Here is a 1,333-nt window from a genome sequence, read left to right as displayed (position 1 = left end):
CGCTTCGCTGGGTCTAATCGAGGAAATAAAAAAGAAACTTGAAACTTCCTGATCTTGTTACCATAAATAAGAAGGGGCTCCCATGGGAGCCCCTTCTTTATTGCGTCGTGGTTATTTTATTTGCCGGTTTCAACCATCACGAGTGGTTGGTTTTCGGCTTGCTCTGTATTTGACTTTTGCTTGCGCGGACGACCTAGCTTGACCGGAGGCTGAGCTGGGGCGATCGCTGGAGCCGTTGTCTGAACCAGAACCAGTCCGCTTTCAGCCAATGCCGAGGTTAAATCGATCGGTTGAGGTGCGGCAACGGTTGGCTGGCTTACGGTTTCAGCGATTTGTGGGGGGCTGACTGAAAGAGTCTCGACCACCGCAGGTTCAGCTACTACCGTTTGGGCCAATACTGGTTCAGCTTCGGTTTGCGCAGGTTCCAAAACGACATCAGGAGCTGCGATTTCGGGCTCAATAACCACCAGATTTGGCTCAACGGTTTCGACGGCGACGGGTTCTGCTGCGGGAATGACGACGATCACCGGCACTTGGCTGACTGGTTCTGCTATTTTCTGAACCGGGCTGGCTGTCTCGTCAGTTTCGACGACAGGCGTCACGGTCTCCGCTTCGGCGCGACGTTCTCCACGACCGCGACCACCTCGACGACCTCGGCGGCGATTGCCCTGTTCGTCGCTACCATTGGCCTCTTGTGTGTCATTGCCGATCTGCGGGGCGACGGATGCCGATAGATCAGCCCCTGGCGCCTGTTGCACCATCTTATTCTCGATGACGTCGGTTTGCGGACGCTCGCCACGCCCCTTGCGTTCGCCACGCGGCCGACGCTCCTGACGTTCGGTTTGGCCTACGGTCGACTCGTCTGAAGACGCCTTTTCTGTACTGCGCTCATGCCGATTACCACGATCCTTGTTACGCTCTCCACGTTCTTCTTCGCGCTTGTTACCGTTACGTCCGCCGCGGCGGATATCGCGGTCTCGGCGACCATCACCGCGACCTTCGCGCGGTTTCTTGGCTGGTTCCGGCGCGACAACCGCTTCAACAGGTTTGGCTGGGGCGCGGAACCACGAAAAAAGTTTGGAGAAGATGCCAGCTTCCGGCTGGGCCGGTGTCGCCACGGGGGTATGGATCTTCTCTGGGAGGTTAGGCGCCGGCTGATCGGGCGAAATTCCCTTGATCGCTGCCTCCTGGCGGGGCTTGACGGCCTCTTGCTGAGTCGCCTGCTTGATGGCTTCTTCTAGGGGTGCGTCGACCATTCGATAGGATGGCTCGCGGATGTCATCCTGATTCAGGTCGTCATGGCGCAGGCGGGTGATGGTGTGCGCCGGCGTTT

At 58.0% G+C, this 1,333-nt stretch carries 1 pseudogene; it reads right to left on the bottom strand.

Going from position 1 to position 1,333, the window contains the following annotated elements:
• Positions 1-116: 116 nt before the first annotated feature.
• Positions 117-1,333: pseudogene (locus tag ADADOO_RS01285) on the bottom strand (Rne/Rng family ribonuclease); the annotation flags it as partial.

The sequence above is a fragment of the Azonexus sp. genome (assembly GCF_036170495.1).
GTDB lineage: Bacteria > Pseudomonadota > Gammaproteobacteria > Burkholderiales > Rhodocyclaceae > Azonexus.
The sequence above is the reverse complement of the archived record's forward strand: the minus strand, read 5'-3'. Positions and strand labels throughout refer to the sequence as shown.